Origin of the sequence: Aureimonas sp. D3 (genome assembly GCF_001463805.1) — a bacterium.
GTDB lineage: Bacteria > Pseudomonadota > Alphaproteobacteria > Rhizobiales > Rhizobiaceae > Aureimonas > Aureimonas ureilytica_A.
In genome coordinates this window covers 125,614-151,865 of record NZ_BBWM01000052.1, presented here as the reverse complement: position 1 = coordinate 151,865, position 26,252 = coordinate 125,614, and the positions used below count along the sequence as shown (strand labels likewise).

Annotated in this window: 27 protein-coding genes; 16 read left to right on the top strand and 11 right to left on the bottom strand. The window is 63.2% G+C overall.

The genetic code is table 11. The annotated features are described in order from the left end of the window. The 3 genes from AUL36_RS15730 to AUL36_RS15720 all read left to right on the top strand — a co-directional run. The coding region (locus AUL36_RS15730) for a hypothetical protein (RefSeq protein ID WP_210168867.1) at positions 1–1,210 on the top strand (1,210 nt) is incomplete at its 5' end. Then, positions 1,207–3,720: a hypothetical protein gene (locus tag AUL36_RS15725; RefSeq protein ID WP_062222269.1), complete on the top strand. Its 2,514-nt coding sequence runs from the start codon at positions 1,207–1,209 to the stop codon at positions 3,718–3,720. The genes AUL36_RS15730 and AUL36_RS15725, both read left to right, overlap by 4 nt. A gap of 19 nt (positions 3,721–3,739) precedes the next feature. Continuing rightward, the gene (locus AUL36_RS15720; RefSeq protein WP_210168866.1) at positions 3,740–6,307 is read left to right on the top strand and encodes a hypothetical protein; all 2,568 of its coding nucleotides are present in this window, start codon (positions 3,740–3,742) and stop codon (positions 6,305–6,307) included. Between the two features lie 105 nt (positions 6,308–6,412). On the opposite strand, the gene AUL36_RS23870 is transcribed toward AUL36_RS15720, so the two are convergent. From AUL36_RS23870 to AUL36_RS15710, 3 genes are read right to left on the bottom strand one after another with little or no spacing between them, the layout of a single operon-like run. Then, entirely contained in the window at positions 6,413–6,655 is a 243-nt protein-coding gene (locus AUL36_RS23870; protein WP_156418418.1) for a hypothetical protein, read from the bottom strand. 39 nt (positions 6,656–6,694) lie between these two features. After that, positions 6,695–7,030 carry a hypothetical protein gene (locus tag AUL36_RS15715; RefSeq protein ID WP_062222266.1) on the bottom strand — a complete coding sequence of 112 codons (336 nt, stop codon included), beginning with the start codon at positions 7,028–7,030 and terminating at the stop codon, positions 6,695–6,697. Then, positions 7,027–7,278: a type II toxin-antitoxin system RelB/DinJ family antitoxin gene (locus tag AUL36_RS15710; protein WP_244497143.1), complete on the bottom strand. Its 252-nt coding sequence runs from the start codon at positions 7,276–7,278 to the stop codon at positions 7,027–7,029. Before AUL36_RS15710 ends, AUL36_RS15715 begins: the two co-directional genes overlap by 4 nt. A gap of 144 nt (positions 7,279–7,422) precedes the next feature. On the opposite strand from AUL36_RS15710, the gene AUL36_RS15705 reads away from it, so the two are divergent. The 4 genes from AUL36_RS15705 (at position 7,423) to AUL36_RS15690 (ending at position 13,421) form a co-directional block, all read left to right on the top strand. Beyond that, a complete protein-coding gene (locus tag AUL36_RS15705; protein WP_062222264.1) occupies positions 7,423–9,744 on the top strand; it encodes a hypothetical protein in 2,322 nt (773 codons plus the stop codon). A gap of 62 nt (positions 9,745–9,806) precedes the next feature. Further along, a complete protein-coding gene (locus tag AUL36_RS15700) occupies positions 9,807–10,667 on the top strand; it encodes a glycoside hydrolase family 108 protein (protein ID WP_062222262.1) in 861 nt (286 codons plus the stop codon). A 9-nt stretch (positions 10,668–10,676) separates the two neighbouring features. Further along, a complete protein-coding gene (locus AUL36_RS15695) occupies positions 10,677–11,138 on the top strand; it encodes a hypothetical protein (RefSeq protein ID WP_062222260.1) in 462 nt (153 codons plus the stop codon). A gap of 69 nt (positions 11,139–11,207) precedes the next feature. Beyond that, entirely contained in the window at positions 11,208–13,421 is a 2,214-nt protein-coding gene (locus tag AUL36_RS15690; protein WP_062222258.1) for a DUF2341 domain-containing protein, read from the top strand. Between the two features lie 245 nt (positions 13,422–13,666). Here the strand turns inward: AUL36_RS15690 and AUL36_RS23865 are convergent, their stop codons facing one another. The 4 genes from AUL36_RS23865 to AUL36_RS24265 all read right to left on the bottom strand — a co-directional run bounded on the left by AUL36_RS23865 (position 13,667) and on the right by AUL36_RS24265 (position 17,133). Beyond that, positions 13,667–14,677: a hypothetical protein gene (locus AUL36_RS23865; RefSeq protein WP_156418417.1), complete on the bottom strand. Its 1,011-nt coding sequence runs from the start codon at positions 14,675–14,677 to the stop codon at positions 13,667–13,669. Positions 14,678–14,704: 27 nt separating this feature from the next. Next, positions 14,705–16,027, bottom strand: a complete 1,323-nt coding sequence (locus tag AUL36_RS15685) for a hypothetical protein (protein WP_156418416.1) — start codon at positions 16,025–16,027, stop codon at positions 14,705–14,707. A 31-nt stretch (positions 16,028–16,058) separates the two neighbouring features. Further along, positions 16,059–16,418, bottom strand: a complete 360-nt coding sequence (locus tag AUL36_RS15680) for a hypothetical protein (protein ID WP_156418415.1) — start codon at positions 16,416–16,418, stop codon at positions 16,059–16,061. A 154-nt stretch (positions 16,419–16,572) separates the two neighbouring features. After that, positions 16,573–17,133 (bottom strand): XRE family transcriptional regulator, encoded by a 561-nt coding sequence (locus AUL36_RS24265; protein WP_192843847.1) that lies wholly within the window; start codon positions 17,131–17,133, stop codon positions 16,573–16,575. Between the two features lie 339 nt (positions 17,134–17,472). On the opposite strand from AUL36_RS24265, the gene AUL36_RS15670 reads away from it, so the two are divergent. Beyond that, the gene (locus AUL36_RS15670) at positions 17,473–17,985 is read left to right on the top strand and encodes a hypothetical protein (protein WP_062222251.1); all 513 of its coding nucleotides are present in this window, start codon (positions 17,473–17,475) and stop codon (positions 17,983–17,985) included. Positions 17,986–18,006: 21 nt separating this feature from the next. On the opposite strand, the gene AUL36_RS15665 is transcribed toward AUL36_RS15670, so the two are convergent. Next, positions 18,007–18,291, bottom strand: coding sequence for a hypothetical protein (locus tag AUL36_RS15665; RefSeq protein WP_156418414.1), 285 nt, complete (start codon positions 18,289–18,291; stop codon positions 18,007–18,009). A gap of 71 nt (positions 18,292–18,362) precedes the next feature. On the opposite strand from AUL36_RS15665, the gene AUL36_RS15660 reads away from it, so the two are divergent. The 8 genes from AUL36_RS15660 (at position 18,363) to AUL36_RS15625 (ending at position 23,815) form a co-directional block, all read left to right on the top strand. Beyond that, complete coding sequence (locus AUL36_RS15660) at positions 18,363–18,566, top strand: hypothetical protein (RefSeq protein ID WP_062222245.1); 204 nt, start codon at positions 18,363–18,365, stop codon at positions 18,564–18,566. Further along, positions 18,563–18,742, top strand: coding sequence for a hypothetical protein (locus tag AUL36_RS15655; protein WP_062222243.1), 180 nt, complete (start codon positions 18,563–18,565; stop codon positions 18,740–18,742). The genes AUL36_RS15660 and AUL36_RS15655 overlap by 4 nt, the downstream gene beginning before the upstream one ends. Then, positions 18,739–19,023 carry a hypothetical protein gene (locus AUL36_RS15650; protein WP_062222241.1) on the top strand — a complete coding sequence of 95 codons (285 nt, stop codon included), beginning with the start codon at positions 18,739–18,741 and terminating at the stop codon, positions 19,021–19,023. The genes AUL36_RS15655 and AUL36_RS15650 overlap by 4 nt, the downstream gene beginning before the upstream one ends. Then, positions 18,992–19,531 (top strand): helix-turn-helix domain-containing protein, encoded by a 540-nt coding sequence (locus AUL36_RS23330; protein WP_082655878.1) that lies wholly within the window; start codon positions 18,992–18,994, stop codon positions 19,529–19,531. The genes AUL36_RS15650 and AUL36_RS23330 overlap by 32 nt, the downstream gene beginning before the upstream one ends. After that, positions 19,531–19,866 (top strand): hypothetical protein, encoded by a 336-nt coding sequence (locus tag AUL36_RS15640; RefSeq protein WP_062222236.1) that lies wholly within the window; start codon positions 19,531–19,533, stop codon positions 19,864–19,866. The genes AUL36_RS23330 and AUL36_RS15640 overlap by 1 nt, the downstream gene beginning before the upstream one ends. After that, the gene (locus AUL36_RS15635) at positions 19,866–20,972 is read left to right on the top strand and encodes a DUF7146 domain-containing protein (RefSeq protein ID WP_062222235.1); all 1,107 of its coding nucleotides are present in this window, start codon (positions 19,866–19,868) and stop codon (positions 20,970–20,972) included. Before AUL36_RS15640 ends, AUL36_RS15635 begins: the two co-directional genes overlap by 1 nt. Before the next feature lie 2 nt (positions 20,973–20,974). Then, positions 20,975–21,868, top strand: coding sequence for a hypothetical protein (locus AUL36_RS15630; RefSeq protein WP_062222233.1), 894 nt, complete (start codon positions 20,975–20,977; stop codon positions 21,866–21,868). A gap of 261 nt (positions 21,869–22,129) precedes the next feature. Continuing rightward, positions 22,130–23,815, top strand: coding sequence for a hypothetical protein (locus AUL36_RS15625; RefSeq protein ID WP_062222231.1), 1,686 nt, complete (start codon positions 22,130–22,132; stop codon positions 23,813–23,815). 19 nt (positions 23,816–23,834) lie between these two features. Here AUL36_RS15625 and AUL36_RS23860 read toward each other — a convergent pair whose 3' ends face one another. The 3 genes from AUL36_RS23860 to AUL36_RS15615 form a co-directional block, all read right to left on the bottom strand. Next, positions 23,835–24,578: a hypothetical protein gene (locus AUL36_RS23860; RefSeq protein ID WP_156418413.1), complete on the bottom strand. Its 744-nt coding sequence runs from the start codon at positions 24,576–24,578 to the stop codon at positions 23,835–23,837. 85 nt (positions 24,579–24,663) lie between these two features. Further along, complete coding sequence (locus AUL36_RS15620) at positions 24,664–25,611, bottom strand: Rha family transcriptional regulator (protein ID WP_062222230.1); 948 nt, start codon at positions 25,609–25,611, stop codon at positions 24,664–24,666. Between the two features lie 47 nt (positions 25,612–25,658). After that, on the bottom strand, positions 25,659–25,958 hold the full coding sequence (locus AUL36_RS15615) for a hypothetical protein (RefSeq protein ID WP_062222228.1): 300 nt from the start codon (positions 25,956–25,958) through the stop codon (positions 25,659–25,661). Positions 25,959–26,252 lie beyond the last annotated feature (294 nt).

Sequence of the window (26,252 nt, the reverse complement as noted above, 5' to 3'; positions counted from 1 at the left end):
GGGCGCGGCCATCGTCAATGAAACCATGGAGAAGGTCAGCGCCGCGCGCATCCTCCGCGACAAGCCCTTGAGCGAGGCCGAAACCTATGTGCTCGGCCTGGAGCGCGACGCCTCGGCCGTGTCGAACGGCACGGCGGATTTCGCGCGCGCCGAGCTGGAGCGGATGAAGTCGCAGGCGAAGGAAAACCCGGTCGGGCTCGCTGAGCGCAAGGGTCTCTTGCCGCCCGAAGAGGGCTCGCTCATGGATGCGCAATCCGCCGACGACTTGAGCGGGCGCGTGAAGCTGCGCGTCGAGCGCGCCGAGCTGGCGGCCGAACATTTCGGAGTGACGCCCAAATATCTCAAGCCCGGTGAGGCCGACGCGATCCGCGCTATGGTCGAGCAAAACCCCGCCAGCGCGGCGACGCTCGCAGCCGGCATCGTGCGTGGTGCGGGGCCGCGCGTGGGTGCCGTTCTGAGCGAGCTTCACGACAACGCCCCCGCTGTGGCGCAAGCCGGCATCATCCTCGCCGGCGGCGGATCGCCTAAGGCCGCCGCTGACGTGATCGAAGGCTATGGCAAAGGCGCTGATGGGAAAGCACGCCCTGCCATCCTTGATGACAAGCGGCGGGCATTCGTCGTTCAGCAGACGTTCGGCGGGGCCTATGCCGGCGCGCCCGCCTTCGGAACGCGCGCGATCGCAACGGCTGAAGCGATCGCTAAAACCCGTCTGGAGAAAACCGGCATCGATCCCAAGAGCGACGCAGCCGTTCCCGTGTTCGAGCGCGCCTTGCAGGAAGCGTCCGGCGCGGTCTTCGAGGGCGACGTGCAGTATGGGGGCATCACCAAGGTTTCCCGTGGCGGTGCCTGGGGCATGTTCGCCGATCATCCGGAGGTCGTCGTGCCGCCCTCGATCCGCGTGGATCGGTTTGACGATGTGATTGACGCGATCCGCGACAGCGATCTCTTGCCAAAGGACGGCGAGCGTTCGCGGGTTGGTAAGCCGTTCTTCTCCGCGCCGGCGGTTCGGGAGAACGGGAAGCCCTACAGCGCGGCCGACCTGAAGGCGGCCAAACCCGTGGCGGTCAAAGGCGGGTATCAGTTCGCAATCGGCGATCCGACATCGGATGATCCGCAATGGATCAGCGGTTCGGATGGTCGCCCTTTTGTGCTCGCGATCGAGGCGATGCGCCCGCTCCTTGAGGCTCGTGTGCCGGGGGCGTTCCGATGAGCCTCTTCGATTTCGCGCCCGACTACGAATCCACCGGCAAGAAAGTCACGTTCGCCAGCCCGTCCGAGGGTGGCCTCGGCCCTCTCGAATACCTGCCTGGCGTCATGCTAATGCGGCAGGAAGCCAACCTGATCGGCGATCTCTGGAACGACGAGACGCGCGATCGGATGGTCGAACTCTATTCGGCGAACGACGAGGCCCAACGCTTCGCCGACAACACGTTCGCGCGGGAAGACGCGCAGATCGAAGCTTATCGCCGGCGGATCGCACGCATCCATGAGGTGACGGGTGTCCAGCTCCGCAACCCCATGGAGCTGCGCAAAGGGTCCGTGGTCGCGGATTTCGGTGCTGGTCCTGATGTGTTGGGTGGCCGCGCGACGCTCCGCGATGCGGCCGATCGCGAGATGGCGGACTTCCGCGCCAAGCTCGCCGAGCTGAGCCAACAGCGTCCCGACCAGGCGCAGCTCTTCGATCCCGACTTCGATGCCGAAACGCGCCTGGTCGTGACAGGGGCGGAACAGCGCCAGAAGAACGCGGCGAAAGCGGCGGAAGACCTGTCTGGCGTGTCGCGCCTTGCGGCGACATTCGTCGGCGCCGCGCGGGGCTCCCTGCGCGATCCGCTCCAGGTCGCGACCCTGTTTCTGGGCGGTGGTGCCGGCGTGGCGAAGGGCGTCGTCGGCCGCATCGGTCAAACCGTGCTGACGGAAGCTGTCATCAATGGCGGTGTGGAAGCGGCCGTTCAAAGCCGGGCGCAGCAATGGCGCGCCGAGAACGGTCTTGAAAGCGGGATCGTGCCGGCACTGAAGCAGGTCGGCTTGGCCGGTCTCTTCGGCGGCGCGTTCGGTGGTCTCGTCCAGGGCGGCCGTGAGGTAGCGGCGGCGCTCAAGGTGACGGATCGTGCCGGCATCGAGGCGATCGAGCGGCTGGCGACGGGCGAGGCCAAGGCCGGCGATTTCGAGGATGTGGCGCGCCGCCTCGGCGTCGATCTCGACCCGGCCGAGCTGCGCACCGCGCGCGTCGCGGCGGATCAGCACACGCTCGACGATGCGGCCTTCGGCTCGCTGCCCGGCCTCACCGACGACGAGGCCGGCGCGATGCGCAATGCCGCGACGCGCGCGATCGAGCGCGGCGAGCCCATGCCGGCGGGGCCGGTCATCAAAGCCCCGCGCGATCCTTCGGAAAACATCGTCCTGTCGGAAGCTGCGCCATCGGCCGAACGGGTGGAAGTGCAGGGCAGGCCGGTGGCCTTCGAGCGGTTCGACCCGCGATCCCTCGATACCGACGCCGTCGCCTACCAGTACAAGGGCGGCGGCGACGAGGCCGGCGTAACCGATCGCCTGCGCGGGGTGAAGCGCTGGGACGCGACCGCGTCGGGCAAGGTCATGGTGCATGAGCGCAAGGACGGGCAACGCTTCGTCGCGGACGGACACCAGCGCCTCGGCCTCGCTAAACGTCTGCAAGGCGAGGGCGACGCCAATGTCCGGCTCGACGGCTATCTGTTCCGCGAGGCGGACGGCTGGACGGCCGAAGACGTGCGGGCGCTGGCGGCCAAGAAGAACATGCAGGAAGGATCGGGCGAGGCGATCGACGCGGCGCGCGTGATGCGCGATAGACCCGACCTTCTGGACGATGGCTTGCCGATGTCGGGCGCCATGATGCGCAAGGCGACGGCACTGGCCCGGCTGTCCGACGACGCCTGGGGCATGGCCGTCAACGGCGTGATCGATCAGAACCATGCCGCGCTGATCGGCGAGCTGGTGCCCGATCCCGCGATGCACGCGGCGGCGATCGCCGATCTCGCCAAGTTCGATCCGGAAACCGACCGCGTCGCGCGCTCCCTGATCGAGGAAATCATGGCGAGCGGCGTCCGGCACGAAACGCAGACCGATATGTTCGGCTCGTTCGACCTGGCGAAGTCGCTCCTGGGCGAGCGCGTGAAGGTGCTCGACGCGGCCGTGAAGGTGTTGCGGCAGGACAAGCGGCTGTTCGCGATGCTCGGCGATCGTGCCGATGTGATCCAAGAGGCGGGCAACGCGCTCGACCTCGAAGGGAATGCCGTTCGTGCGGTCACAGCGGACACCGTGGGCGCGATCATCGAACGGATGGCCCGAACACGCGGCCCGGTCTCGGACGCGCTCACGGAGGCTGCACGGCGATTTGCGGGGGGTTCCAATGCGACCCGCGAGGCGAGGGCCTTCATCGCGGACGTTCAACGCGCCATCGAGCGCGACGGACTGCCGGCGCTTCTCGAAGCGCCGACGCCGCAGCTCGCGCCCGCGCGCGTCGCCGAGCCGGCCACACGCGAGGCCGAGGCGGCGGCGGGTGCTATGCCGGAAGAGCCGAGCCTGTTCCAGGCAGCAGAGGCGGAAGGGCAGGTCTCGCTTTGGGATGCGATCCCGAACGGGACCGATGCGGAAGGCGCAACACGATACACCACCGGCCGCGAGCTGTTGAGCCAAGCCGAACGCGACGGATACCTCTCCGACGCCGTCACCTTCTGCGGAGTTTGATATGGCATTCCAAGATTGTTTGAGCGGGTATGTGGAGACCGGCGAGATGACGCGCGATGAGGCTGATAGCCTCCTGCGCGACTTCGATGGCAAGTTCGCCCAGAAGCGTCTCCAGCTCGGCGACGACGCGGCGGCTCAGGCGGCGAAGGATGAGTTGGCGCGCGAGCTACGCGCGCAGGCGATCGAAAAGAAGCGGCGCGCCGTGCTGACGGAAAAGGCGCGGGTGCGGCTGAAGGATCGCATCCTCGGCTATCGCGACGAACAGGGGCGGGCGGACGTGTATGAGGCGGCCGTGCAAGTCCTGTCGCACTATGGCTATGCCGGCGGCGAGAGTGTGCGCGGCCGGACGGAAGCGATCCTGTCCATGGCGCATGGCAAGCTGACGGACGTGATGACGGCGACCAGCCGCAGCCTTGTCACCGGACGCCGATCGGCGAGCGCCGGCCTCGTGCGCGACATCGTCCGCGAGCTGCACGGCGAGGCGGCGGGCGACGCGACGGCCGCGCGTTTTGCATCTGACATCGCCGGCGTGTTCGAGGATCTACGAAATCGCTTCAATGCTGCCGGCGGCGCGATCCCGAAGCTGGACGGCTTCGGCTTGCCGCACTCGCATAACGCCCTCGCCATCCGTCAGGCAGGGCGCGAAGAGTGGAAGAAGTTCATCCGGCCGCTGGTCGATCCCGACCGCATGTTGCACCCACTGACGGCCGAGCCGGTCGGTGTCGCCGGTCTCGATAAAGCGCTCGACCACGTCTTCGACAGCATCATGACGAGTGGATGGGCGCACCATGCGCCACAGATGAAGTCCATGGGTGCCGGCTCGCTCGCCACGCAGCGGCAGGACCATCGCTTCCTGACGTTCAAGTCGGCCGATGACTGGATGACCTATAACCAGACCTTCGGGAACGGCGATCCTGTGCAGGCGATCTTCCGCCACATCAACGGCATGTCGAGCGACATCGCCGCGCTCGAAGTCCTCGGCCCGAATCCGAGCGCGATGGTCCAATGGATGACGCAGAACATTCGCGTCGAGATCGCCAAGGGCGATCTAGGTCGCGTATCGATGGCGCGGCTCGCCGGCGATCGAGCGAAATGGGCGCGCGGCTTGGAACCGGGTGCCTTCGCTGAATGGCGCGTCCGTGCCCTCTGGAGCGACCTTCGCGGCGCGTCGTCGGCGGCGAGCGGCATTGCGACGGCGACCGGCACCGTCAAGAACCTGATGAACGCGGCGCTCCTGGGCGGCGCCGGCGTCACGGCCGCTCTGACCGATCCGTTCCTTGCACAGGCGGCTCGCCGCCTCGCGGGCCTCCCGATCCTGAAGGACATGGGCTCCATGCTTCAGATGCTGAAGGCATCGAACCGGGAAGAAATCCAGCGCGCCGGCGTCTTATGGGACGATTATCTTCACACCATCGAGGGCGAAGCGCGCTATGTCGGCCCGATGCTTGGCCACACCTGGTCGCAATATCTGGTGGATCGCTCGATGATGCTGAGCGGTCTAAAGCCGCTGACCACGGGTCGGAAGCTGGTGGAGGCGCGCGCCTGGCAGGCGACCCTTGCCGATCATGCCTCGTCGGACTTCGCGGCGCTGCCCGAGCGCCTGCGCGTCACTATGGAAGGCTTCGGCATCGACGCGGCGGATTGGGAGATCATGCGCGCCAGCGTCGATCCCGCCGGCTTCGTCACGCCCATGTCGATCGCGAACGGCGGCGGCGAGGTCCGCTATCTCCAGCCGGGACCAGACGGCCCGCTGGTGGACGCCGAACTGGCGGCGGAGCAAAAGGCGCTGCGTCATCGTGAAGTCGCCGAGAAGCTGGCCGAGCTGACGGCCGCCTGGTCGGAACGATCGGCTCCGGGCGGGACACCGAACGCCCGATCCTTCGTGACCGGCGGCGTCACGCGCGGCACGTTCCTCGGCGAGTTCGCCAACTTCGCGCTTCAGTTCAAGAGTTTCGGCCTGTCATTCACGACGCTCCAGCTCGAAGCCTTGCAGCGGATCACCGCCATGCAGACGGGCGGCAAGCAAGCGGCGGCGGGCTATGCGGCGGCCATGCTCATATCGCTGACGTTGGGCGGCGCCATGGCGACGCAAATTCGTGCGATGCTCGACGGCAAGGACATGGAAGACATGACCACGCCGAGCTTCTGGTTCAAAGCCACGATGACGGGCGGCGGCTTCGGCCTCTTCGGCGACTTCATCAACTCGTCTTCGAACCGCTTCGGCGGTGGCGTCGCTGATACCGTGCTCGGGCCTGGCTGGAGCTTCCTATCGGACGCGGCCGGGCTTGCCGTGGGCCTGCCTGTCCAGGCGGCGACGGGCCAGAAGGTCAATCCAGGGCGCAAAGCGGTGGACTTCGCGGGACGCTATACGCCTGTTCTCGCATCGAACTGGGCGACACGCGGAGCCTATCGTCGGCTCTTCCTTGATCAGCTCCAGTGGCTCACCGATCCCGTGGCGGACAAGAGCTTCAAGTCGAAGGCGAGTGGCCTGAAAGGGCGGACTGGTCAGGAATATTGGTGGGCGCCTGGTCAGGCTTTGCCGTCGCGCGGGCCGCGTATTGCCGCGCCGCCCGAGCCAAAGGACTAGATCGGGGTTACCGATGAGCGGTGTGATTCGTCACGCGATACACGCCATAGCCAAGGCCGAAGACGATGGCGGGCATGGCGAAGAGGGCGAAGAATTCGAAGAGCGTCATGGCTCAAGCCTTCCCAAAATGCGTCTTGCTACGAAATGTAATGCCAGACCAGAGAAAAGCCAAACGCAGGAAGACAGCGCGATGATCCAGCCTGCAACGCTGGTCACCCCCAACACGGCCGCTATGGCCGGCGCAATGGCTCCCGTCACGATGATACCGGAGGCCATCGCGTTCAGCCAGTTGGCCGTTAGTTTGGTTCGTTCGTTGGCGATCAGGCTCATGTCGGCGATATAGCCCATCCGGGCGTGATCCGCAGCAAAAGACAGCGAAGAGGTCGCTTAGGGCACGCATTGATAATCGAGCGCCGCCTGCTGCTCGCTGACTTCCGATCGGTATTGGACGACTCGAATATCGATGCCGGAAAATTGCGAAAGGGCCAGATCAGTTTTGACCAGCAGGACCAACCAGTCAGTGGTGCGACCTCCTACGACGTTCAGCCTGTCGCTGGGTCTATGGGCAACGCACTCTTCCAAAGTCGTCCTTCCGTCTGCCGAAACGATTTCGCAGACGGCCTCATAATATCGGCCAAACTGAATGCGGTCTGGGATGTTGGCCACTTTGAAGAGCTGGACCAAAAATTTCCGGTGCCCGAATGGAATGACATCGATTGTCATCCGCGTTCCCCGCCGCGTGAGTGACGCGATGCGATCTCGTCCGCCTCTGCCATCGCCGCGCGGGTCACCGCATTGGGAACGCGAATGTCGAACGGGATCGCGCGCTCATGCGCCACGCGGGTCAGGAAGATGTTCACCGCGTTGGATAAGGTCAGGCCCATCGCCTCCAGAGCTTCGGACGCATTCTTTTTGACGGTTTCGTCAATTCGGATGGTGATGGTTGTGGTCACAGGCGCGGCAATCTCCAAAGCCGAGATCGTGTGTGACGGTGACATACGCATGTGAGAAGGCAAGAGGCTTAACCGTCGTGCGCGCGGATCGCTTCGGGTTCGGCGGGCAGTTAAGGGGCGTTCGTAGCAACCATTCTGGCGGGGTCGCTTCGGAGCCCCGCCATGACCAATCCCTATCCGCTGCCCCGCCAAACGCGCGAGACTGCCCCGATCGCCGGTGACGGGCGATCGACCTATGGGCCTTTCGCCTTTCGCATCTGGGATGCAGAGGACGTGATCGCCGAGGTGAGCCGCGCGGGCAAAGCCTATGCGCCCGAGGCCGTCACCATCCAGAAGGTCGCTGGTCAGCCCTTCGATTATTTCACCGCGACCTTCGCCGCAGCGCTTCGAAATGGCGACAAGGCTGTGCTGCAAGGGCGGCGCTTGCATGAGCGCGCCATCGACGTTTTGCGCGGTGGCGTGGTCGTCGGCAATGCCCTGGAGCGCGAGCTGACGGCGATCGGTACGGTGTTGCAGGAACTGCGGCGCGATGCTGATCGGGCGCTGTCGGGCGACCATTTCGGCGGCGGCTCGTCGGGGGGAGACCTCGGAATTTCGGACATTGCCGGTCTGAAGGAAGCCCTTGAGGCTAGCGAACAGATTGCGAACAAGAACAGAGCCAACGGCTATGTGGGGCTTGGCGCCAACGGAAAGTTGTCCAAGGCCCTCCTTCCCGATTTGGGTGGCGGCGGGGCGGTGACGGTCGCGACACGCTCCGATCTGGCTGGGAGCCCCACGGGCAGCGGCATCGCCCTTTATCTTGCCGAGGCGGGGCGGGAAGGCATGTGGCTGTGGCGCGAGGGCGATTATGCCGCCCGCGTCGCGGCGGACCCGCGACAAGCGCAGTATGTGGCGTCTTCTACCGTCAGTGCCGGTCTTGGCTGTTGGGTGCGCGCCGGTGTCGAGCATCTTCAGGTGACGCGCTACGGCGCGGTTCCCGCGACCAAGTCGTCTGCATCGGAGAACGCGAGCGCCTTGCGCGCGGCGATCGACACGGCCAGCGCCAGCGGGGGCGGCGAGATCGTCATTCCTGCGGGCACCTGGCATCTCGACAGCAAGGTGGACAAGACGCTTCAGAAGGGCGGCGTCAGGCTGAGCGGCGCCGGTCCCGACGTGACGCGGCTCGTCTTCACAAAGGCGGATGGGGGCGTTCACCTGACCTATCCCGACGATGGTTGGTGGTTCGACGGAATGGCAGGCGTCGCCCATCTGAGCGATCTAAGCCTCGTGACGACGCAGCCCAGCGGTGGTGTCGCCTTCAGCATCAACGGCCGCACCGTAGGCGGGCGACCGATGGAGCCGACGACATTCGAGAATGTCCGCCTGCGCGGCGACGCAGCCGACACCTATTGGACCACGGCCATCGATCTTCTCGATGTCAGCTTGTCTCGCTTCGACACGGTGCAGGTCTTCAACGCCGTCGCCGATCCCAGCAAGGGAACCGGCTTTTCGATCCGCTCGTCCGGATCGGGCCGCGATCCCGTCGAGCATCTTCTGAACAATTGCGGGGTGACCTATGGCGCGGCGGCCGTGCAGGCCGGCTCCTATGTCGAAGGCATCCAGATCAACAACGCTGTCTTCGTCGCCACCGACTACGGCGTCTATTGGGATGCGTCCGCGACGGCCGAAAGCCATCTCGGCCTCGTCAACAGCCATATCAACGCGCGCCGGTGCTGCGTCGCTCTGGCGCGGGTTCATCATAGCCTCATTCAGGGGAACCTGTTTTTCATTCAGGCGAGCGACACCAGCGTCGGCGTCAGCCTGAACAGCGTCGGGGAAACCGACATCAGCCACAACGTCCTTCGCGGCAACGGCGGTAACACTGCCATGTATATCGAGGACAAGCTCGGCGAGATGGCGATCCGGCGCCTCAGCATCGGCCGCAACCTGTTGGCCGGCTTCCAGACGGGCTACCTCATCGCAGCCGACGCCCAGAATGTCGTGCTCAACGAAGCCGATCAGGTGTTCCAGCAGGTCAACACCCCGATCATCAACAACAGCGGAAAGTCCCTGTACCCATCAGCGAGGGGAACGCCTCGGGGCGGCACGTTCTCCCATGCCGGCGGCGTCTCGCTCTCTGCCGACACGGAACGGTTAATCCTCTGGGGCTCCATCGTCCAGCAGGACAATCCCGGCAACAGCATGGCCGATGGCATCTGGCGGGCTCCAGAGGCTGGCGTCTACATGTTTGCCGCCTCGATCAATCTGAACTCCAATCCCGGTGCGGATACGAAGTCCTTCCTGTTCGCCAAGTACAATGGCAACGAGACGGCGGCGATCACGGAATGCTGGCGTAACGGCGGATCGCCCGGCCGCATGAACCTTTCGCTGGTGCGCTGGATGAATGCCGGCGACACGATGCAGTTCACCGTGAACCCCGGCAATGTCGCGACCTCGACCGAATCTGGTTCCCGCAATTTGCTGCACGTTCGCAAGATCGGCTGAGGCCGCACTTGAGGGGCTGACAGCCCCCTTACTCTGACGGCTCCCGCACTGGAGCCGTCGCCATGGTCGCAGCCAATTACAGCCCCGCTCTCGCCCGCATCCTCGTGCACGAGGGCGGCTACGCCAACCATCCCAAAGACCCCGGCGGGGCGACGATGAAGGGCGTGACGCAGCGCGTCTATGACGCCTTCCGCGAGCGCTCCGGACTGCCGAAGGTCTCCGTCCGCTTGATCTCGACGGCCGAGCTGGAGACGATCTACGCCGATCAGTACGGCCGCGCCGTCTGTTTCGATCAGCTCCCGATCGGGCTCGACTATGTCGTGTTCGACGGCGCGGTGCATTCCGGCCCCGCGCAATCGGTGAAGTGGCTCCAGCGCGCGCTTCAGGCGCTCGGCCTCTACCTCGGAAAGATCGACGGCATTCCCGGCAACGGGACGCTTGCGGCCGTGGAGAAGATCAGCGACGTGGACGCGCTGATCGCGCGCATCTGCGACCTTCGCCTAGCCTTCCTGAAGGCGCTGAAGACCTATGCCACGTTCGGCAAAGGCTGGCGCGCTCGTGTCGATCAGGTGGGCGACGCCGGGCAGGATTGGGCGGACGGCTCGGTCCCGGCCGACGCGAACCTGTCCTATGTGCCCGGCATGGAAGCGAAGGCGGTCGTCGCCGACGCGGCGCTTCCGCCCGCGCCGATCGCGACGCCGACGATCGGCGCCGCCGGCGGCGGCCTCGCCGTCGCGATCGAGGCCGCCCGCCAGCAGGTGCTTCCCTTTGCCGGCCTGTCCGGTCTGGTCGATCACGTCCTCTTCGGCCTGACACTCGCCGGCTCGGCCGTCGCGATCGGCGGCATGGCCTGGGGCGTCTACGCCCAGCATCGCCGCTCGACCCTCTCGGCCGTGCTCGATCTCGACCAGGCTGCGGCATGAGGTGACGCCATGGCCCTCTACGACGCCGAACCCCTCAACAAGCAGGCAGGCAGGAGAACCGGCGTCGTGAGCTGGCTCACACAGAACTGGAACGTACAGACGGTGATCGCGGTCGGGGCGGTGGCTTTTGCGGCCGCCTCGACCTTCTTCACCACAGGCTACAAAATAGAGCGGCTGGAAGAGTTCAAGGCCGCGCACGAGGCCTTTCACGACAAGCGAGCCAACGAACTGGCGGAACTCGCCGGTCGCAACGAGCAGCGGTTCGCCGGGATCGACGCGCAGCTTCGTCGCCTGGACGAGCTGACGTTCCGCGTCGCGCGCGCCGACGAAAGCATTTCCTCGACCAAGGAAGCGATCGGCAAGCTCGAAGGCACGGTGAATAGCCTGACCTCCGACATCCGCGTCATGCGCGAAATTCTGGAGCGCATGGATAGCCGTCGCCTGCCATCGCCTCGCACGCCGGCCAACTGACCCGGCCACAGTTCCGAGTCGCGTGTCGGCCCGTGAAGCTCCCCCAACTCCCAACAAGGTAGACCACCCATGGCGTTCAAGCTGAATGCGTTGTCGCGTGTCGCGACAAGCGATCGCGGCAACCGCGAGCGGACCAGTTTCTATGTCTATTCCACCGGCGACAGCGCGGCTGAGATCGCTGCCGATGGCTATTTCAACGGCGCTCTCCAATATGCGGACCTCAATGTCGGCGATGTGATCGACTGTGTGTGTGCGGTTCGCGATACGCCGTCGTCCATGAAGATGATTGTATCCTCGGTCGTGAAGGCCTCGAACGCCGCAACGGGCATCGTGCAGGTGCGGCAGAACAGTGCAGCAGGGGGGAGCGTGCCCGTTTCCACCAACTGGACGCAGGAACGCGCCGTCACGATCGCCAACACGGCGGGCGCGGCAGCGACGGGCTATCAGAGCCTGGTTCTTCTCGATGCCAACAATTTCGACTTTGTTGGCGTCGATGCCGCCGGCAATGGGCTGCGCTTCCTCGATAGCGACCGCGCGACGGCGTTGCCTTACTGGATCGAGACGTTCGACGCTTCGGCCAAGACCGCCCGCGTCTGGGTCAAGGCGAACCTTCCTGCGGGCCAGACCAAGACGATCTATCTCTACTCGGGCAAGACCGACGCGGCGGCAAAGTCCCGCATCGACACGACCATGGAGTTCGGCGACGACTTCAAGGGAACACCGGGCTGGATGCGCGAAGTCGTGGTGAACCCGATCGTGAAGGCCGTACCGACGACTTGGCGCGCCGATATCGCGGGCGATCCCATGGTGATCAAACCGTCCTCGTCGCGTCCGCGCTGGGGCGCCTTCTACTTCGGCGCCAACGGCAATGGCGGCGGGATCGGTTATATGGAAGCCGACAAGGACGCCGCGTCCTGGGACGGCCGGACCTGGGTGGACAAGTCGCCGGACCCGATCCTCGCCGCAGGTGGTCCCGACGACATGCACTTCGCCATCAAGCCATCCGTCTTCGAAGAGGGCGGCAAGCTGCATATGGCCTATGCCGGGCGGACCAACGGGGCGAACTGGAAAATCCTCTACGCCACGGCCGACGCCGACAAGCCGCTCGGCCCCTGGACGAAGGTGGGTGTCCTGCTCGCGCCGAACGGCTCCGAGGCTGAAGGCTCGCGCATCGACTGCCCGTGCTGGTTCGGCGACCCAAAGGACGGCAAGGTCAAGCTCTACTATTCGGGCAACGAAGCCGTCGCCAACGAGCCCCGGAACATGCTGCTTGCCACGGCCGACTCGTTCGCCGGGCCGTTCACGCGCCGCAGCCAGCCGCTGGTCATGCACTCGGCCGTCAAGGATTTGATCTCGTGGATGGCCGGCGGCCTTGGCGGCATGTCGATCCGCATCATGGCGGATGGCACCTACGAGATGGCTTACAACGCCTTCGACGCGGACGGCATCTCGCGCATGGGTCGCACGACCAGCACGGACGGCGTGACCTGGGCGCTGAAGGCGAGCGATCTGATGTTCGATCGCATCGCCGGCGCTTGGGACGCGGTGAAGCTCTACCGCCCCTGCATCTATGACATCGGCGATGGCGTGATGCGCCTCCTGTACAACGCCCTCGGCGGCACCGAGAACATCGGCTATGCCGAGTTCGGTACGGTCTGGGACGCGTCGAAGTGGACACCGAACTATCAGGGGCAGGCGCGCCAGCACATCGAGAACGGCGCGCTGCGCTTCGAGGAAACGCAGAGCAGCAACCCCGGCAACTACTTCATGATGACCTCGGCCTATAAGCCGGGCGACAACATCGTGGTGGAAGCGCGGGCCAAGCTCCTGGCCTTCCATGATTCGGGCTATGCGGAGGTGTCGCCGATCCATCTTTCTGGCAATCGGCCGTTCCCGTCCAACGCGCCGCCGGCGCACTTCCTGTTCGTCTCAGCCAACAGCAAGGACGTTCGCCATCAGAACGCCTATGCCCCGTCTGGCGGCTGGCCTTGGGGCTCGGAAGACGTGGTGCTGGGAAGCCTCCCGACGATGGGGGCCTATCATCGCTATCGCGCGACGCTTCGGTCCGATTCGAAGGACTGGGAAGTTCTGTCCGACGCCGGCGTCTCGCTCGGCAAGGTGTCGGCCAACACCGACAATCCGCTGACGAATGACCTCCCGTTGGCCTTCGGCCTGCATGGGGCCGGCATGGACCTCGACTTCGTCTTCGCGCGCAAGCACATGGCGATGCCGCCGACCGTCAGTGTGGGGGCGGTGAATGCGGTGTCCCGCGCGGATCTCTGATCGGGACTGAAAGGCGCTCGCTGACCCGGAGGTGAGAGCCAAAAGGTGAGAGGCTTAAGTGAGATTTCTCACCCTCTCACCTGTTCTCATGATGTTCTGCGGTGGAGAGCGTAAAGCCTTGAAAAGGCTGGTGCCGCTTAGGTGACTCGAACACCTGACCCCATCATTACGAATCTGTGGTGGGAAAAGCAAATTCAGTGCTTTAAACTACGTGAGCTTTCACCCTCTCACCCAGCTTTGTCGCCTCAAAACACATAATGGTCATTGAAAACAACACGGACGAAATATGGATTAGGCTTATCTGAATCGGTGCTGAAACCAAGATCGCCAACTTCGGTACCATAAGGTAGTATAAACTTGATTTTTTCTCCATAGAAATTCAAAACTATCTGTAATCGACAGGGCGCCTGACCTTGAAAGGCGGTTGGTACAAGTGAAATTCCTACCTTCTCTTGATCAACCAATTGAATGTCTCTGTATGGACAATTCGATTCCCTTGGAAATGAGAGACGAGGTAGCTTATATATTTTTTTCAGGACGCTTATATAAGGCAAGCCGTTGCTGGCAGTTTTTAGCTTCTCTGAGCCGTTCTCAACTGATACAGCTCTGATCAATTCAGCTGATTCCATGTCGCTGGCCATCACATCTGCAAGCAATGACCTTAGAACCATATTGTAAGAAAATACATCGGCTTCTTTGTGTAGGGTCTTGTTGGGGCCTATTTGGTCGTCCTTCCTAGTAAAAAGAGTAAAACCTAAAACTCTTTCGCCGGAGCTATAATACCCCTCAATCGGCACAAGGAAAGAATGGTTGTGTTTGCACTTATTGCATATTATTTTCCAAATTTTTGAGTACTGCCTTATTTTTGTTTGAAAATTTTCTACGGCTGGCAGATTTCTACCGGATTTCTTGATCCCCATGTAGAGGATTAAATCCTTCTCGTAAAACTCAAATAATTCTGCTGCTCTGTACGTGCAATTCTGAAAAGAGTCAAGCAAATCTAAAGGGTTTGCTCTAGGTGCCTCCATGTGATCTTCTTTTGATCTTTTATCCCCATAATCCTTCAAGAGATTTATCGTTCTCTCGATGTCGCGAGCTAATCTCTGGTGAAGTAGACCGTAAGACGTCATTAAATGGCCGGAATCCTCAATTTGGGCAATCTTGTAGCGCTTGTCATGTAGAGCCTCCATTATCGGCGAATATAGAGCCTCAAATGTGCCCGCAGCAGAATCATGGTGCGGTGTGCTCGTTCCCATTAGTTGCTCCGACTGGCGTATCAATTTTCAATTATGCTCGGTTTTGAACCAAGCGATCATCTTGCCAATCGCAGCGTCGGCCATTTCCGGATGTCTAGCAAGGTAATGGCGAAGAATAGTTGTTGCAGACGCTGGAGTGTGGCCCGTGACGCTGATGATCTCTGGAATGGTGGCACCGCCGAGCGCCATCCAGACGACCGCCGTCGCACGGAAATGACGATCGTGGAGCGTCACCACGGACGGGCAGGGCTTCAGCTTCCAGAGCGTCGTGACGGTATTGTCCACCTGGCCCTTTCTCTTCGGCTCGGTCCCTCGCTTCAGCGCCTCGCTCACTGTCTCGCCGACCTTCAGTCCCGCCGCGGCGAGGGCGCGAACCTCGGCGTAGGTGTGGCGGTAGTGATCGTCGTTCCATGGGAGCCACTGGCGTTCGTCCATGATGACGCGAGGGTTCTCGATCCCGGTTTTCTTGCGCCGGCGGCGCGCGGCGGCGAGGCGGTCGCGTAGCTCGGGCGATTCGAGGACGGAGACGAGGGCACCCGTCTTGTGCTGGCGGAACATGCGGCGGCCGCGTGAGAGTTCGCTGGTTTCCTCGACCAAGGCGAGGCGGTCGTTCTGGCGTTGGCCGGTCCAGACGCCGAGCGTGATCATGTCGCCAATCTCGGGGCGACCCATCGCGTCGGCCGCCGCGACGAGGGCGGCGATCTCTTCGCGTTCGCCGAAGCGCACCACGATCTCGGGCATTTGCATTCCCAAGTCTTGCGCGGGATTGGTCGCGAGCCGGACCTTGCCGCGCTTCATGCCCCAGGAGATGGCGCTGGAAATGGTGGCGATGCAGCCACGCGCGGTCGAGAGGCCGCGCTCGGCCCATAGGTCTTCGTAGAGGCCGAAGAGGATCGTTCCGTCCAGCGCATCGACGGCCGCATGGAACAGCTCATGATCGTGCTGCTCGATGACGGCCATCTTCCAGCGGTAGTTGTTGCGCGTATTCTCGGCGAGCTGCTTCACCTGCCGTTTGCCGATCGCCTCGCCGCCGACCCAGCGCGGCGACCGCTTCCAGTCCTCGAACAGATCGGCGAGGCTATAGATGACGGGCGCGTGGCGAAGGGGCTTGGCCCCCTTCGGCCGCTTGCGGTTCGCGGCTTTCACCAGTTCGGCGCGTTTGGCCGCGATCTCTTCGGCCTTACGGTTCGACCAGTCCAGCGCCTCGCCGGCGGTGAACCATGTCCCGTCGGGATGGATCAGGCTCTCGCCCTTGAAGCCGAGCTTGCGGATCGGCTCGCCCGGCACGAAGCGCGGGCGCCCGTCGCGCCATGCGACATTGGGGATCTTTGGAGCGCCCGGCTTCTTCATGGCTTCCGGCTTCCTTCGAAGGCGTTCCTCATCAAGCCGCGCCATAGCGGGCGCGCAGGCTCTTGTTCTGCTCGCTCACAAGACGCGACGACCGATCATTGGCCGCGGAGTTGGCAACTCGATCTTCGTCTTCCTGTGCCGGCACACCGTTCGCCCGAACCCACGCCTCGAACGCGGCGCGGCTCCAGCGCCAGACGCCGCCGGGTAGTGGCGGCGGGAAACCGTGATCTTTGGATAGGCGCTTGTGCTTGCGCATTAAGGCGCGCGCGGTGAGGCCCATCGCCGATGCGATGTCCTCGATCGCGAGTGTGAGATCGTTCGAAAGTGGCGCTACTTTGTTAAGTGCGGTCTCGGCGCAAAGTGGCGCTATTTTGTTAAGTGCGACGGTCATCACGCGTCGCCCCTGACTGGATTCTGGCGCGCCGAATTCGTGACGCTGTAGGTGCATAGCGCTTCTAGGTGATTGAGACCCATAGTCATGCGGTTTCTCCAGTTGGATGCCCAACGAGAAAATACCGGAATGGAATATACGTCAATATGGTTTTCTAAAAACGCTCGATCCAGCGGATGGGATAGGCCATTCGAATAACCACATTGGTTATCGGGGGTGAGTTCCAGCTTTCGAGAATGATCTCGTTTCCGACCTGTCGCAAAGTCTTAACCAACTTGCGACCGTCAGAGAGCTCCACCACACACTCTTTCCCGACGACGTCTTCTAGCTTTCGAGCGACCGTCTCGAATATAAGGCGATCCCCGTTTCGATAGATTGGGTACATGCTGTCTCCGCGCACCGTTACGACCTCAACGGGTACTGTGATGCCGGGCGGAACGACAACGAATTCGGGCTCGCCATCACGTTCCCAGAATACTTCCATTCCTGCTCCCACGAATCCAACCACTGGCGCTAGTTGTGCAAGGTCGGGTGGAAACATGAGATTTCTTGCAGTTGTGTTGAGATGCGGAGCAATTCTCTCCGCCCATTCGATCGTCAGTTTTCGTTCGCCCTTTTCGAGGCGACCGATTTGGGCTTGGCTTGTTCCAGCGAGGTCGGCGAGTTCTGCCTGATGCAAGCCGGCCGCTTTGCGAAGGTCACGAAGATAGCTCATTCCGAAATGGTATAATTTTTAGCTCCAGTCTCATAACCCAAATCGGTTTTCGAGGCTTGACGACATATACCATTTCGGATTTCGTTGGCGCATGACGCTGATTGAGTATCTCCGAACTAACCGCATCAAGCAGGATGTGTTCGCCATTGAGATCGGCGTCACTCAAGCTTCCGTGACGCGATATGCAAACGGTCTGCGAATTCCGCGACCGAAGATCATGGCGCGCATCATCTCGGCGACGCGCGGACAGGTATCCGCTTCCGACTTCTACCTGTCCGCTTCCGATCATCAGTCCGGGTCTCCGTCTTCCGTGTCCCAATCTGACGCGGAGACTTCTGCATGTCCGACCGAATTGCGTCCGCCCTCGGCCTCTTCCTGTCCGTGGCCGACGCCGTGATCATCGCGCTCGATCCCTCCCTCGAACCGGCCGTGGCCGAAGCCAAGCGGAACGCGGCGCGCCTGCATAAGGCGCTCTATCGCGGGCCGGGCGACACGGACGATGCGGTGCGCCATCGCGTGGAGAAGCTGACCGGCGTTCCGGCCAGCTATCTTCTACGCCTGCACAAGCGCGCTCATGAAATGACCGACGTGTCCGGCAAGTGGGCGCGTCTCCTGCAACAGGCTTGCGACGCGCTCGACCAGGCGGCCGCGCCCGTGGCGCTGGCGCTCGACCAGGCCGCCGAGAAGGCGGACGCCCATGCGGAGGCGCTGGATGCCGACACTCTTTCGATCCGCCGGGAACTGGCTGCGCGCGCAATCGCGGCGCGCCACCGCCCTCGGCAGGAATCTTTTATTCAGGAGCTGGAGAGCGATCGAACGCTCGACCGCCCGCATCCGAAACCGGGGAGATAGGCGATGAGCGACACAGAATCCTCAGTTGATAGGATCGCTCGAGTCGATCTCCTTCAGCATGGCATGTCCCTTGATCTGCTTGATGACTTCGACAAAGGCATAAAGCTGTGTCGTGTTGATGCCGTCCTGCGCCGCAAGGATGGCCAGTGTTTCCTCCAAATCCTTTGGCGTGGCGTCGAAGCCGCCGCGCACATGCAGGAGGAGGAACTGGCACGCGAAGAGGCTGCCCTGCATCAGGTCCAGCTTCCCCCGCATTTTCTCAAGGCTCTCCTCCAGCGCCTCTATCCGCTTGCTGCTGTCTTCCACGTCACTGATTCCTCTGTCGGACACCGTGTGAGCGTGGACGGCTCAGGCTCCACGAACAAGGGAGAGCCCTTGTGAGCCAGCGGCTCGTCTTCAGTTTCGATGGCTTGGCCGGGCTCGTGCTTCGGCGCGCGGCCGCGCATCTCGGCCGCCCGGTTGAAGAGCTGGTGCCGTTTCGCTTCGAGCTGGACCGTGCCGCCGATGGCGAGCCGATCGGGGTTCTGACGGTGAACGCGGATCGCGATCCGGTCGCGGCCGAGGAGTTCGAGCCGTCATGATCCTGCCGGTCTGGGGCTTCTGGCTCGCCGCTCTTCTTGCCGTGACGATGCTCACCAGCGCGATCGCCGCCTTGGTGCTGTGCGGTCGGGCGCTTGTAGGGTCTGTGTTCGCTCTGTTCTGGGGCGGGCTTGGCGGATTGCTGCTGATCGCGCTTTGCCAGGCGGTGGCTGCATGAGCGATGCGCCGGCTCTTCTCTGCGTCGTCGTGGTCGATGGCCTGTCGGGGCGCTTCTCCGAACCGGAGGCGCTCATGGCCGATGTGATCGAGACGGTGAATTCCGAATGGCGGCGCTGCCGTGTGGCGGGCGTCGGCATCATCGACGCGCGGTGGTCGGGCGGGCGCATCTTCCTCGAAACGATGCCCGGCGAGCGGCCCCTGACGGTCGATGCCGTCCGCGAATTTCTCCAAAGCAAGAGCGTGTTGAATGAACGCAGCCTCGCCCCTGTTCGCGATTGAAGCCAAACGGATCGCGGCCGGTCTTTCGATCGAGCAATTGGCGGCTACTGCCGGGATGGCGGCAAGCGGCTACCGACGCGCGATCGCTGGCGAGTCTTCACCCCGACCTGTCACGCTAGGCAAGCTGCGCACCGCGCTTGCTCGGCTCACCCGCATCCAGTCGGCACACGATGACATGAGCCGCCTGGTCGTGGCGACCTTTCACGCTGCGCTGGCGCTGATCTGCGCGCGCGAGGGCGTCGCGACTGGCGACGTGCTACGCCACGATCCCGCCCGGCGCGCCACGTCCGACGCGGCCTGGCTGCGGGCGGCGCGGCTGCGGCAGCGCGCGATCGCGCTCGTCAATCAGGGCCTCGACCTTCCGCAATCGGAACTCGCCCGCGCGCTCGGCGTGACGCCGGCGGCAGTGAGCCTTGCCATGGGCGCGGTGGAAGATGCCCGCCACGACGATCCGCAACTCGACCGCGACATGGACGAGCTGGAGCGGCTGCTGCGGGGTGAAGTTTGATGGCGCGCCCGGTCCAGATCGACGCCTTTGATCGCGACATTCTCGCCTTCGAACTGTTCGGCGGCGATCGCGACCAGGGTGTCGAGATTTTTCAAAACAAGATGGTGGTCACGCGAGCGCCGCACCGCTGCGTGATCTGCCTGGGACCGGTAGAACCCGGCTCCCGTGTGCGGGCGCAGACCGAACATTCCCCGGCTCTGGGCTGCGTCCGCACATTCTATGTCTGCGCCGAGTGCTGCGAGGCTTGCCGGCTGGCGACCGTCGATCCCAACGACGCGGGCCGCGCCATCGAGGCGCGCACGGCGATCGGCGCCGATCGCGCGAGGGCTGCGTGATGCGCGGCGATCGCGACGAGATCAAGCAGGCGCTGAAGGATCGGATCGGCGAGCTTTGCGCGCGCCTCCTGCCGGATGGCCGGCAGCAAGGCCGCTTCTGGGTCGCGCATAATCCGGTGACGGGCGACGCGATCGACCACCCGAAAGACCCGACCTTCAAGGTGCCGCTCAATGGCGATGCCGGCGCATGGGTGGACTACCGCTCGGGCGACAAGGGCGATGTGATCCGCCTGATTGAATACACGCAGCGGCTCGACTTCCGCCAAGCGATGGATTGGGCGCGCGAGTTTCTGGGTCTGCGCGCCATGACGGCGCGCCAGCGCGTGGACTTCCGCGCCGAGCAGGAGGCGCGGCGCGCGCAGGCGGCGAAGGCGGCCGAGGCCAAGGCGCTGGAGAAGCGCAAGGCTGTGCTGCGGCTTTGGGACGGCGCGGGATCGATCCTGGACGACACGCCGGCGGCCGCGCTCGGCCGTCGCTATTTCGCCGAAGGACGCGGCACCCCGCTCGACCAGATCGAAAATCTCGATCGCGTGACGTTCCGGGTGCATCCGGCGCTCGAATGGTGGCGCGGCGCCACCTGGGAACGGCGCGGGGGCAGGCTCTGCAAGGTCGCGCCTGGCCCGAAGTTTCCCGCTGTCGTCTCGGGTTTTCGCTCGCCGACCGGGGTGGTGACGGCCGTGCATTGCACCTTCCTCGATCCCGTGGAGCCGCGAAAGGCTCCGGTGAAAGAGGCCAAGCTCATGTTCGGCGAGGCTGCCGGCAGCGTGATCGCGGTGAGCTGCGGGCCGACTGGTCTGCCGCACGACACGGCGAGCGAGGCGGGGCCGCTCGTCCTTTGCGAAGGCACCGAAGACGGAACGACGCTGGCGCTCGGCATTCCCGAAGCGCGCGTCTGGGCCGCCGGCTCGCTCCTGCACATGGGCAAGGCGCCCGTCTGGTTGCCCTGCGTCTCGGCTGTGTTCGTCGCGGCCGACAACGATTGGAAGAGCCGCACCGCACAGCGGCAGCTCGACCAGGTGCTGGCGGAGATCGCCAGTCACGAAAAGCCCGTGGAGGTCATGCGCTCCGCGATCGGCAAGGACTTCAACGACGGCATGACGGAGTGAGCATGGCGAAGGCGACGAAGGCCGACCTGGTGAAGGAGGCCGAAGGTCTCGGCATCGATGTCGATGGCCGGTGGGGCATCGAGACGATTCAGGAAAAGATCGACGCGGTGAAGGCGGAGAAGGGGCAGGACGGGCAGGGCGATGCGGAAGACGACAGCAAAGGCGCGACGGAAGCGGATGCCGAGGTTCCCGCTTCGGCTGACCCTTCCGCTTCGGATCGGGACAGGACGGCGGATGCCACGTTCCACGATGCTGGCGCAGCGGACGCCGAGAGTTCGAACTCTTCGGCCGGACCTGACGATGTTTCTGGGGTGCGCGATACGCAGGAGCCAGCCAGGAGCGAGCCCCCTGAAGATGTGGCGGCTGGCGGCACGGCGGGAGAACCGTCGCAGGATGCTGATGAGCATGGAAGTGCCGTTCTGAACGTGACGGCCGACCAGCTTGCGGCGTTGAAGTCCATGACCTGGCCGATCCTCGCCGCCTATCAGGCTGCCTGTTCGGTCTATGGCGTCAACCGGCGCTGGATCGGGGAGGGCGTTCCGCTCGATGCGGACTGGATTTTGCCCGGCCGCGACCAGTCCGCCAAGGTGATCGCCATCATGCGCGACGCCGTACCCTTCGTCCGCACCTGGCCGGACGCGCCGGCGGAGGCGCTTTACGGACATGTGTCGAGCGACGGCGGCGTGAACCTCGTGCTCGATCGCGCCTGGTCCGATCTTGGCTTGGTCGATCAGGCGGCCTGGACGGTGTTTCGCGATACGCTGGTGACGCTCGATCGCTTCCTGGCCTCGGACGCCGCGCGGAACGCGGCCGTCGAAGAGCGGCCCGTCTATGCCGTGTCGGCCGACGAGCTGACGCTGGAGACCGCCGACGAGCGGTTCGCTCCGAGCTTCTAACTCCCCCTTCCATTCCGGCCGTTTCTCCCCGGCCGGACCTTTGGCGGCGTCTCCCGTCTCGCGTGGCGCCGCCTTTTTTGTCCCGAGTTCCAGGCAGTCATGGCAAAGCAGGTTTCCCAAAAGGGGCTGTCGAACACCCGCGCCGCGTATGGTGACAGCAAGCGCGCGTTGGCCCGTCGAACGACGGAAATTGAGCCTGGCCCGGATGCGCTCCGCAAGGGTATCAAAGCTGGCGAGTGGCATGGCGCACCTTGGGACAACATGCCTCCCGACTGCCCCGTGAAGGTGCTCGGCCACAATGGCGAAGTCACGTACTGCGTGTCCGTGTCCGGCCAGCTCATGGAAATCACGAAATGGGACTTTCCCGTGCTCGCCCGCTTGTTCGGGCGGCGGCTCAACTACGCCTATTGGGCGTGGCCGGCCAAGGCGAGCCCCGGCAAGGACGAAAACGGCGATCCGTTGCCGGCGGTGGTCAAGCGTCTGGAGCGTGACAAGGCCGTTGCTTGCCTGATTGCCGAGGGCGACAGGAAGGGCCTGTTCGATCCGAAAGACCGCGTTCGCGGCCGAGGCGGCTGGCGGGACAAGAGCGGTCGTTTCATCTGGCATTCCGGCGGCTCGCTCTGGACCGTCGATCGCAACACCCTGGTCGAAGAGGAGCCGGGCGAGAGCGAGGGGCATCTCTACACCAAAGCGCCTGAAGTGCAGGTGCCTTGGGGCGAGCCCGTCACACTCGCGACCTCGCCGGCGCATCGGCTTCTCAAGCAATTGCAGACCTGGAGCTGGGGGCGGCCGACGATCGACCCCATCCTGTTTCTTGGCTGGTTCGCCACGGCCTATATGGGCGGTGCGCTCGCCTGGCGGCCGATCGTGTTCACCACGGGCGGCGCCGGCGTCGGCAAATCGACCCTGCACGGGATCATCCAGCGGCTCTTCGATACGAGCCTTCACGCCACGGCCGACACGACGGCCGCCGGCATCTATCAGCGCGTCAAACAGGACAGCTTGCCCGTTACGGTGGACGAGCTGGAGAACAAGCCGGGATCGACCAAGGCGACGGCCGTCATCGAGCTGGCGCGCCTGGCGGCGTCCGGCGCGCGTCTCTATCGCGGCGGTGCGGACCATGAAGGCGTCGATTTTCAGGCGCGATCCTCGTTCCTCTTCTCGGCCATCAACCCGCCGCCGCTCGGCGTTCAGGACAAGAGCCGCATGGCGATCCTGAACCTGTCCCGCCTCGACGCGAACAAGAAGGCCATGAGCCTCGACATGTTCGAGCATGACGGCCGCATGATCCTGCGCCAGGTGATGGACGGATTCGTGGACTTCGACACGAAGCTCTTGCCCGAATGGAAGCGGGCGCTTCACGACAACGGGTTGGACGCCCGCGCCCAAGACACTTACGGGACGCTTCTGGCGGCCGCGCAGATGCTCTTGGGCGACGAGGCTATGTGCGAGGCCGGGCTGGACGTAACCGAGATGACGCGCGTCGGCGAGATGATCGCGGATGCGACGGCCGACGATCGCGCCGAGCAGACGGACAATTGGCAAGCCTGCATCGAGCACCTGCTGGCGTCTACGATCGACGCCTGGCGTTCGGGCGAGCGGCCGACGATCGGCGGCGTGATCGAGGACTTGCAACAGCGCGACGTGGGCCTGGTCTTCAGCGAGGCTCAATCCCGCCTCAAGGCGGCCGGTCTGGGACTGAAGGATCGCGGCAAATGCTGCGAGGGCTACGCGCTCGCCATTCCCGGCAAGGGGCCGGCGCTGGAGAAGATCTACGCCGACACCATCTGGCGCGGCGGCGTGTGGTTCGCCGCCCTGCGTCAGGGACCGGAGCACGTGGTTCTCAGGCGGCCGAAGAATGAGCACAACATGACGCTCAATCGCTCGACGCTCTATTGCCAGCTCATCGATCTGGACGCGTTCACTAAGCACACGGCCGAGAGCTGACGGCCATGTAAAGCAGCGCTCATGTAGCGCCAAACGTTGCTCGCACCCAAGCCCAGACTGCGGTAAGCGCAGTAGGGACTACAAAAAAGAGGCTGCGCTTCCGAAGATCGCTCTGATGCTTCGCTAAAGTTTCGCCCTTTCCTATCTCAATCAAGAACGGTGGGCACAGGTATGTTTTGATTTTGCTTCCTATATATAATGCCAACGATGCAATATTGAATCCAGAGAATAGCGCTATGAATAGTGCGCTTATGACAACATCCTTTTTTGTTTGCGGTAAATATGAGATTAGTGAATAAAATAATGGAATTCCAATAAAAAGCGATATAATCGGCAATATAAGGAAAAGCCAAACGTTTATGCTTGTTATATATAATATATTATACCATGGCTTTGATGTTATGACTTCATCCTCTATGGCACTCTTCGCTGAGCGAAGTGCTGCAAGCTCTCCAGTCAATCTGGCGGTTACTCGGCCCTCCGAAACGAACTCTTCGGCCTCAAGGGTAAAGTAATGAGATACTTCACCCTTTTTGTTGATCGATGAAACCTTAAACCCCTTCGCTAGCGACGTTCTGAAAAGGTCGCTGGCTATGATTGCATCGATACTTTCATCTTTTATCGTATAATTATCTGCAAAGGTTATTTCAAATTCGCATTTTCCTCCGGTGAATTCTTCTGCTGTGCGCGCGAAGCTCTTTAATGCCTTATCAGTGAGATGTATTGCGCCGACATCTCTGTAACTTAAGCTTGTTGACGGCATGATAGATTCGATTCCGCGGCAGGTGGGTGCTTGCGATGTTGGCACAGCTAAATGATCTGGCCAAGCCAACTCCAATCTCTGTTTGCTAAGACGCGGTAAAGAGGACGATCGGCAGGAGGATCGTGGGTCTCGTGCGGATGACGCGCCTTTGCGTCTTGCGGGCTGGTATCTCGATGGCGCGAGCGCCGGGAAGTTGCAACAAAGCCAAGTCCCAAAGACCGTGGTTCCAGGGCGTTGCCATGAAGATGCGGTGAATGCGCTGATTTTGCGCCGAGATGGCGACGAGCGTCGTCCTTGTCTCCGCGTCCCAATCCGTATGAATTCCGAATTGGAGCAGTTTCTGCATGGCCTTCACGTCCTCCTTCGCTTGCGCGCGGATCAGCTCGGCGATCGTCTCGCCGGCCAGATCGTAGCCCGATAGCAGGGCGAGGCATCGGCGGCCGTCCTCGACGGTCGGGCCGGGCTCGATCTCGTGTGCCGGCAGAGCGAGGGGCGGTGACGCGCCGCCCCCTGATCCGACAGGCAGGCCCAGACCGCGCGCGGCCATGCGCACGTCATCGGCCGTCAGCGTGTCGCGGATGAATTCGAGATAGCGCATCTTCTGTTCGAAGGTGAGGGCGCCTGGGGCCGGCGCGCCGGCCTTGAGCGTGGCCTCCATGGCGTTGAAGGCCGCGATGTAGCGCAGCTTCCATTTAAGCGCTCTTGGCCCGGTGAAGCCCATGGCGAGAAGGGTGAAGCCGTCGCGGTCCATGTCGAAGGAGCGGTAGGTGCGCCCGTTCTGGGGATCGACATAGGGGGTATGCCCAAAATTGGGCATACCCCCCTCCCCAGAATTGGGGAGACCCCCCTGCTCAAAATTGAGCAGACCCCCCTCTGACATCTCAGCAATCAAATTGTCGATGTCGCGCAGGACGTGGCGGTGCTCCTTCTCGAAGAATTTTGCCACGTCGCGGCTGTTGGCGAACACGGTGCCGCGCCGTGTGAACACGACGGGTTCAACCGGGTTGGAAGGCTCATCCGGTAGCTCGCTCATTGATGGTTCTCCGGCAGGAGGGATCGAAGCAGGGCAGTGATCTCGGCCTAGGTCGGGATGCTGCCGCACCAGGGACCATCGACCAGATAGGCGGTTCGAAGTTGGGCATCCTCGATCGAGCGTGGGCGGAAGGCTAGAAGCTCGGTCAAATGCTTGGCCTGCGTGGCATAGGCGGCCTGCACGTGGCGCTCCTGGTGTGGGCTTTGGTGGTCGCCATAGGCGGCGTCCAGATCGAGCCAAGCGGCTTCTGCGAGGCGATGGCGGGCGATCAGATCGGGGAGACCGTCCGGGGTGGTCGCGTGGGCGGGCAGGGCGGATAAGCTCGCCAGCACGGCGGATTCGCGCATGAAGGCGCGTCGGGTTATAGAGGGCGCAGCCTCTGGCATGGGTAAGCTCCATGGCTCGGGTTAGAGCCGTTCAAGAGGGTGCAAGCTCTTGTTCGGCTCGTTCTTTTATGGTTGCAGTAAGTCATGTCGTCAAGCATTCCTGCATCCAGAAAAAAGCGCGGAAGGCCAGCAACGGGTATCGGTACGCCCGTTCAGGTCCGTTTGCAGGCTGACGATCTTGCAGCCCTTGATGCTGCGATGGCCGAAATTCCTGCGGACACAAGGCCCGAAGCCCTGCGCATCATCCTGCGCGAT